Origin of the sequence: Alcanivorax sp. UBA3183, from assembly GCF_002364155.1 — a bacterium.
Lineage (GTDB): Bacteria > Pseudomonadota > Gammaproteobacteria > Pseudomonadales > Alcanivoracaceae > Alcanivorax > Alcanivorax jadensis.
This window is the reverse complement of sequence record NZ_DEXN01000006.1, coordinates 191,065-197,064: the sequence shown is the minus strand read 5'-3', so window position 1 is coordinate 197,064 and position 6,000 is coordinate 191,065. Positions and strand designations below refer to the sequence as shown.

General features: G+C 58.9%; 9 protein-coding genes. All 9 read right to left on the bottom strand.

What is annotated here, in order from left to right; translation table 11 throughout:
• The coding region (locus B3Q33_RS02310) for a tape measure protein (RefSeq protein WP_286826717.1) at positions 1-2,025 on the bottom strand (2,025 nt) is incomplete at its 3' end.
• On the bottom strand, positions 1,991-2,242 hold the full coding sequence (locus tag B3Q33_RS16625) for a phage tail assembly chaperone (RefSeq protein ID WP_421710899.1): 252 nt from the start codon (positions 2,240-2,242) through the stop codon (positions 1,991-1,993). The genes B3Q33_RS16625 and B3Q33_RS02310, both read right to left, overlap by 35 nt.
• Before the next feature lie 47 nt (positions 2,243-2,289).
• Positions 2,290-2,685, bottom strand: coding sequence for a hypothetical protein (locus B3Q33_RS02305; RefSeq protein ID WP_272974796.1), 396 nt, complete (start codon positions 2,683-2,685; stop codon positions 2,290-2,292).
• Complete coding sequence (locus tag B3Q33_RS02300) at positions 2,685-3,623, bottom strand: phage tail tube protein (protein WP_273009375.1); 939 nt, start codon at positions 3,621-3,623, stop codon at positions 2,685-2,687. The genes B3Q33_RS02305 and B3Q33_RS02300 overlap by 1 nt, the downstream gene beginning before the upstream one ends.
• 326 nt (positions 3,624-3,949) lie before the next feature.
• Complete coding sequence (locus tag B3Q33_RS02295; RefSeq protein WP_272974798.1) at positions 3,950-4,147, bottom strand: hypothetical protein; 198 nt, start codon at positions 4,145-4,147, stop codon at positions 3,950-3,952.
• Positions 4,148-4,193: 46 nt separating this feature from the next.
• A complete protein-coding gene (locus B3Q33_RS02290; RefSeq protein WP_272974799.1) occupies positions 4,194-4,667 on the bottom strand; it encodes a phage tail terminator-like protein in 474 nt (157 codons plus the stop codon).
• Positions 4,664-5,017, bottom strand: coding sequence for a hypothetical protein (locus B3Q33_RS02285; RefSeq protein ID WP_273009373.1), 354 nt, complete (start codon positions 5,015-5,017; stop codon positions 4,664-4,666). The genes B3Q33_RS02290 and B3Q33_RS02285 overlap by 4 nt, the downstream gene beginning before the upstream one ends.
• A 47-nt stretch (positions 5,018-5,064) precedes the next feature.
• Positions 5,065-5,439 carry a hypothetical protein gene (locus B3Q33_RS02280; RefSeq protein ID WP_273009371.1) on the bottom strand — a complete coding sequence of 125 codons (375 nt, stop codon included), beginning with the start codon at positions 5,437-5,439 and terminating at the stop codon, positions 5,065-5,067.
• Positions 5,436-5,933, bottom strand: coding sequence for a DnaT-like ssDNA-binding protein (locus tag B3Q33_RS02275; RefSeq protein WP_273009369.1), 498 nt, complete (start codon positions 5,931-5,933; stop codon positions 5,436-5,438). The genes B3Q33_RS02280 and B3Q33_RS02275 overlap by 4 nt, the downstream gene beginning before the upstream one ends.
• Positions 5,934-6,000: the final 67 nt, after the last annotated feature.

The following is a 6,000-nucleotide window of genomic DNA, read 5'->3' as shown; positions in this document are numbered from 1 at the left end:
GAAAGAGCCCCCGCCAAGGCCGCCACCGCCCCCGCCGCCAGAGACACCCGGGCCCGCCCCGCCGCCACCAACAGCAGCTTCAGCCAAACCAGTTGCGGCAATTAAACCAACCTGAATTTTCCCCCATGTCATTATTTTTGCAGCAGCAGGAGGGCCGGCAATTGGCCCCAGCTCAGCTACGGCTCTGGTTGCAGCCGTTAGTGTGTTAACCCATGCAGCAGCAGCAGAGAGCCCTTTCTGTACACCAAGAACAACGAGCGCTACAGCCTTGTTTTCTCTAGCGAAAACGCTCAGAAATCCAAGCCCTTGCTGGAGTGCTGCGTATCGCGCTGACCCAATCATTGCGTTTGCAGCCTGCTCTCTTTTTACATCACGATCCCTCAGTGACTGCAGTTCGTCGTAATACTCTTGATTTGAGGCCAGCATCAGCTGATTTGCCTCATCCTCATCAATTTTCTTCTGTTCAAGAGATTCGAGAATAATCTCACGCCGAGCTAACAGGTCCTCTTCAAGCAGAGTGCGCTCGGTTGCATATCGCTCCTGCACTTCTCCCAAGGATGCCTGTAACTGGTCAGATTCTTGCCGGGCAAGCTTCTGCTGTTCAGTCAATGCCTCATGTGCATCAATCTGAGCATATAAAGCTTGAGCAGCATTCAATTGTGACTGGGTGGCACCCTCATTTTTCAGCCTGTACAAATCCGCTTCTGAGGCGGTCATGCCAAGGGTTTCGGCCTCCAGTCGCAGGGCCTCGATGCGCTTCTGGATGGCGTCGGAACCGCCTTTGCCGGCCCCCAAGGCCGGGGGGGGGCTGGAAGAGGACTGATCAGGGGAAGAATCACCCCCTGAGCCGATAAGGGGATTGTTCTGCTGCCTTTCACGGGCATCAGCAATCTGCTGCTCAATACCGGCAAGGGCCGCCCTGAGTTCGTCCTCGCTCCACCACTCCACGACTCCGTCAGGGCCGAAGAGGCGCAGCCGGTCCAGTGAGGCAAACAGGTCTCCATCCAGCTGATCCCTGATCTGCTGGGCCTGCTCTTCCAAGCGGATAATGTCATCGCCGCCAACCCCGTTATACCGCGCTGCAAGCTCCTCGGCTGCCCACTTGGTAAACTTGACCCCTTCGGCGGTGGCCTCCGCCAAGAAACCTGCAAGCTGGGCCACCGATGTTCCCAGGGTAACCATGCTTTGCTGGAATCCGGGGTCAGTAACGATGCTGCGAAGGTCATCAATGGCGGAGACAAACTCGCTGGTATCGGTCTGGCCGAAGGTGACAAGCAGGTCATTGCGAAGCTGCTGCAGGGATTGGCCCACGGTGCGGGGCATTTGCTGGAATTCGCGGTCAATGCTGTCTGCGGTGGACAGCAAGGCGGTGGTGATGGCTTCAGCGGTAATCTTGCCATCGGCGCCCAACTGCCGAAGTTCGCCAATGGTGACACCCAGACCTTCAGCAATGGCCCGTGCCAACCGAGGGCTGTTCTCCATCACGGAGTTCAGCTCGTCGCCCCGCAGGGTGCCAGAGGCCATACCTTGGGCAAGCTGACGGATTGCGCCCTCAGCCTCTTGAGCGGAAGCGCCCGACACGACAAATGACTGGTTCACCGCCTTGGTGATGGTGAATAGCTCTTCATTGGCCAGGTCAAGCTCTTCCGTAGACCGGGCCAACTTCGAGTACAACTGAACCGTTCCCTCGAGACTCCCCCGGGTGTCATTCGCCAGCTTGTAGCTTTCAGCAAATACCGCGTTCAGCTCTTCCTGGCTATCCGTGACAAGCCTTATTTGGCTGCGCAACTCGGTATAGGTGTCGGACGCCTGCACCAGCTCACGGACAAGCAGGCCGGCGCCGACTGTGGCCAACACGGTGCGAAGCCCACGATAGGCCCCGCCCAGCTGATCTGTAGCCCGGGTAAGCTGCTTTGTCTCGCGCTCAGTCTTTCCTGCGGCCGCATCAAATTTCTTGAGGCTGCGCTCCCCCCGGTCAAGGTCAGAGCTATCAACCGCCAGTACCAGTCTTGCCGTTTCGGTCATGCCACGCCTTCGCTCTGATTTGATCCAGACGGCGCAACACGTCCACCTCCCAGGGGAGAAGATGGATTTGCTTCAGTGCTGCCCAGTGATGGATCTCGGTGTAGGTGCAATCGCCCAGCTGACAGAACCACCCCCAGAGGTACTCCATACCTTCCGGGGGCGACTCAATCTTCAGGCTCTTGGGTTTCTTGCCGGTTTGCTTCCAGACCTGTTCCAGTCGCTGGCGCTGGCTGGTACCGGTCTTGGCGTCGGGTAAATCGAGGTCTATTTGCCCTTCCGCCCAGTCGTAGAGTCGCTGGACGGTTTCGTGAAAAAACGGGCATCGTTGGAGGCGTAGCGGTCGATCATGTCCCGCAGCTGGGGCGCCTCACGCAGAAGCTTCTGGACGTTTTCGGGGGTGCACTCCTCTTCAAAGGACCAGTCACCCACCAGGGCGGCGGTCAGGATCACTGTGCGATCCTCTGCTTTCACCTCGCCCTGGCCGGCAATAGCTGCCAGATCGGCCCGATAGGCCTCGGCCTTGGCTTTCTGGAAGCTGTCCGACCATTGAGACCGGATCACCAGATAGTGTTCGGTCTTTTCCCCTTCCGGGGTGCGCAAGGGCACCTTGATGCCCTCGTTCGCCTTATCCCGGGTGAAAAACGCATCCATCCCTACCATTACGCGGCACCTTTGGTGATTACGATTTGGCTCTCTTCGGTTTCATCAAAGAGGGCCATGATGTCCAGAGAAATGGTCACCTCGCCTTCGCCGCTCACGTCCGGCTGCCCGCTGTTGTACTTGATGCGCGGCAGTGTGAAAGCGTAGGCGTTGGTGCCATCACTCAGGGTGAATTCCAGGCTGGATTCAGTCTCGTTGAGGAACTTCTCGTAGAGCGCCTCGGATTCGAACCAGGCAGTGACGGAGCCGGAAAGGTTGGACTGGGCAATGCTCAGGCAGGCGGCAGTGTCAGAACCGACTGTAAACAGAGCTTTCAGGCCGTTTTCCAGGGTCAGAGACAGTTCGGTGATGATGGCGATGGCCGAACCGCCCTCCTCGATGGTTCCGGAGAAACTGTCAAACGGGCTGGATGTGGTCCCCGGGTCATAAGTGGCACCGGCGATAGCGGTCTGGGCCGGAGCATCCATGGAGCGACCAATCAGCCCGAAGTTGCTGGTGATAATCGCGTTCGGCGATACCGTCAGGTTCCAGGTGTTGAATTCGCAGCCCTTGTAGCGCAGGTACTGGCCAATATCGGCAAAGTGGCGCTCGATGGTGAATGGCCGGCGGACAACGCCAGCTTTCAGCTCATCGGTGCCTGCAGTAGGGGTGTCTACCTCCCACGTGCCGCAAAGCACCGCCTCCAGCATGGTGTCGAAGGCGCCGCCGTAGGAGAGCTCACAGTTGATGTCGCCACCGACCTGCTTGTTGCCATGGCGCATGTCAGCGATCTGCCGATCAGGGCGCAGTTCCTGAGACTGGATGGTCTCCTTGGTCAGAGCCAGCGTGGTGCCGGTCTGCCGGATGGGCGTAAAAACGGGAGTTGCCGGTGTGGTACCGGCAACAGATTCGGCCACCAGGGCCATAGAGTGGCGAGAGCCATTTGCAGGGCAGCCCATAGGGAACCTCCATCAAAGGGAAAGCCGCGTCTCACGACGTGGGCGTTTGGGCGTCTCACGACGGCCAATAAAAAAGCCCGCGATTGCGGGCCCAGGGAAATGTTCCCGGGTTCTCTCCCCCGGGAAGTCACACCACTCGATACTTCGCGCTGATCAGGCGCTTTTCTGCCCCAGGTGTCGGGGATCTTTGGTCCCAGTAGCTAGCTGGATGGCGCTGGTCTCTTTCTCACCCCAGTCCGCAAGGCTTCCCCCGGTGCGCGTCTCACCGGCTCGACCAAATCAATGCACCGCGCCCCCACGTCTCACGACGGTAGAGCGCAGCGGCTTTAACTGGTTTGAATTTCTGCAGAAACAGAGACGATGCTGGTGTACTTGCTGACTCGCTCGCCAATTGTATTTACCTGCATGTTGTTCACATCCACGCCAACCGAATACATATGGCCAGACTCTTCATGAAATTCCTGGATAGCCCTCTGGACCTTCTCCTGAAGGCATTTCAGCGACTTATCAATGGTGTAGCTCACGGTGTCGGCTCCATAAAAAAGCCCGCTCAGTGGCGGGCCGTGGGGTTTAGGCAAACGCCCGGTTGATCCAGGCGCTGTAATAAATCGTTATCGAAACGCGGCTCCAGTTATCCACCCGGCGCATCGGGCTGATGCCGCAAGAGCGAATCAGAACGCAGAGCGGGACGTAAACGCCGTACTCCTGGTCGATGAAATCCAGGTCCAGCGTTTCTGTTTGTGGTGGAGCCTCGAAACGGGCGCCAGCCTTGAACCGGGCGGCCACTTGATCGGCCTTTGCCAATAGCGGGCTGTCGCCGGTGTTCAGTGGCCAATTCAGGTCAATCTGGAAGACGCCATCGTGACGGTCTTGGCCGGTATCGCCCAGCGTAGCTACGCCCGGCTGTGCCGGCAGCACATGAACCCGCGCCCAAGGCGTGCCCGTCTCAGGGTCAAAGTCTTTGCCGGGCTTTGCCCAGGGCAGCCCAAAATCGCCGCTGATCCACGACTGAACCAGAGCGTTGCGAATATCGAGGAATCTCATACGCGGTTCTTCCGGGCTTCTTCTTCAAACAGGCGCTTAAACCGGGCCACGTTGCGGCGCAGCATGCCCTCCGGGGCCTTGGTGTGGGACCAGCCATCAAACTCAACGCGATAGGCGTAGGGCATGTTATTGCTGAGCATGGTGACACTGCCGCCCTGAATGGCCCGCACAATGGCTTCCATTTCGGCGGTGGTGGCACTGCCATCCTTGTCGGTGCGGCCATTCTCTGCCGATGCGGGGGAGCCTGTTGTGGTTTGCCAATCACCGCGCAGTCGGCCATCAAGCACCGGGGTGTCCATGATGACGGCACGAAACAGCCTCAGCTCAACGCCACGGGCAGTCTTTTCCATCGAGCGCCCGGCCTTCTGAGAGAATGACCGAACGTCCGAGGTAAAGCTCATTTTCGCACCTGAATCTCATGGAGAAGAGTTTGCCCAGCAGGGCGTAGGGTCTTGATCCGGATGATCGTCCACTCGCTGCCATCGACGGTGACCGAATCCGTTACAACAGGGTCAACGTCAAACGGCGCCAGCAGCAACTTGCGGTCGCTGGTGCGGATCTCGTTACCGGCGGCACGGGAATCACCGGCCTCTTTGGCTGAGTAGTTCAGCAGCACGCCGTTCGGGGTGAAGCTTTCCGGTGCCTGCCCGGTCACATCACCAGTGAGCGGATCTTCTGTGCCGCCCGTTACGCGGGTAATAGTCACCGGCTGGCCGAACTGCGCCAGAAGCCGCTGCGCTGTGGCCGCCTGTCTGTCGTAAAAGGCACTCATGCCCGGACAGCCAACAGCCCACGGGTTACCAAGAAATCAGCAAACTGCGCACGGCTGGGCCGCTCAGGGGCCGCCCACATCAGCTTGCCGGTGTTCTCGATTTGGCCATACTCCACTTCCAGAACGTCTACCTTCTCTTTTGTGACCGGACCTTGGCGCTGGTCTGGCGGGTTTGTCTGGTCGTTGAATATCTCAGCAGCCAAGGCCATCTGGCCATACTGGATCCGTGCGGGGATGTAGTTGTTGGCGATCAGCCGCCCATCAACCCACACGTTGGAGCGAGGCCACGCCAGCGCCTGGCCAGCGTTCGCCCGGTGGCCCTTCCACTTCATCACGTTCATCTGGACGGCAGCCTGGCGCAGCAAGGCTTCCTGCTCCGCCTCAGTTTCAGGCACGGTCACACCGTAGCGGGTGCCGTAATCAGCAAAATCAGCTGCCGTGGCGTAGCTTTCAGCGTCAGCCTTGCCTGTGCCGTCCTCGATGATAAGGGCCATGCCTGCTCCTGCATTCCGGCTTACCAGAATGCCTCAAATTGGGTAAATGAAAAGGGGGCAAATGCCC

What these genes read in the sequence shown, in the direction of transcription:
- B3Q33_RS02305 (WP_272974796.1), bottom strand. Translation starts at nt 2,685, where the DNA reads ATGGTAGGGATGGATGCGTTTTTCACCCGGGATAAGGCGAACGAGGGC.
- B3Q33_RS02300 (WP_273009375.1), bottom strand. Translation starts at nt 3,623, where the DNA reads ATGGGCTGCCCTGCAAATGGCTCTCGCCACTCTATGGCCCTGGTGGCC.
- B3Q33_RS02290 (WP_272974799.1), bottom strand. Translation starts at nt 4,667, where the DNA reads ATGAGATTCCTCGATATTCGCAACGCTCTGGTTCAGTCGTGGATCAGC.
- B3Q33_RS02285 (WP_273009373.1), bottom strand. Translation starts at nt 5,017, where the DNA reads ATGGAAAAGACTGCCCGTGGCGTTGAGCTGAGGCTGTTTCGTGCCGTC.
- B3Q33_RS02280 (WP_273009371.1), bottom strand. Translation starts at nt 5,439, where the DNA reads ATGAGTGCCTTTTACGACAGACAGGCGGCCACAGCGCAGCGGCTTCTG.
- B3Q33_RS02275 (WP_273009369.1), bottom strand. Translation starts at nt 5,933, where the DNA reads ATGGCCCTTATCATCGAGGACGGCACAGGCAAGGCTGACGCTGAAAGC.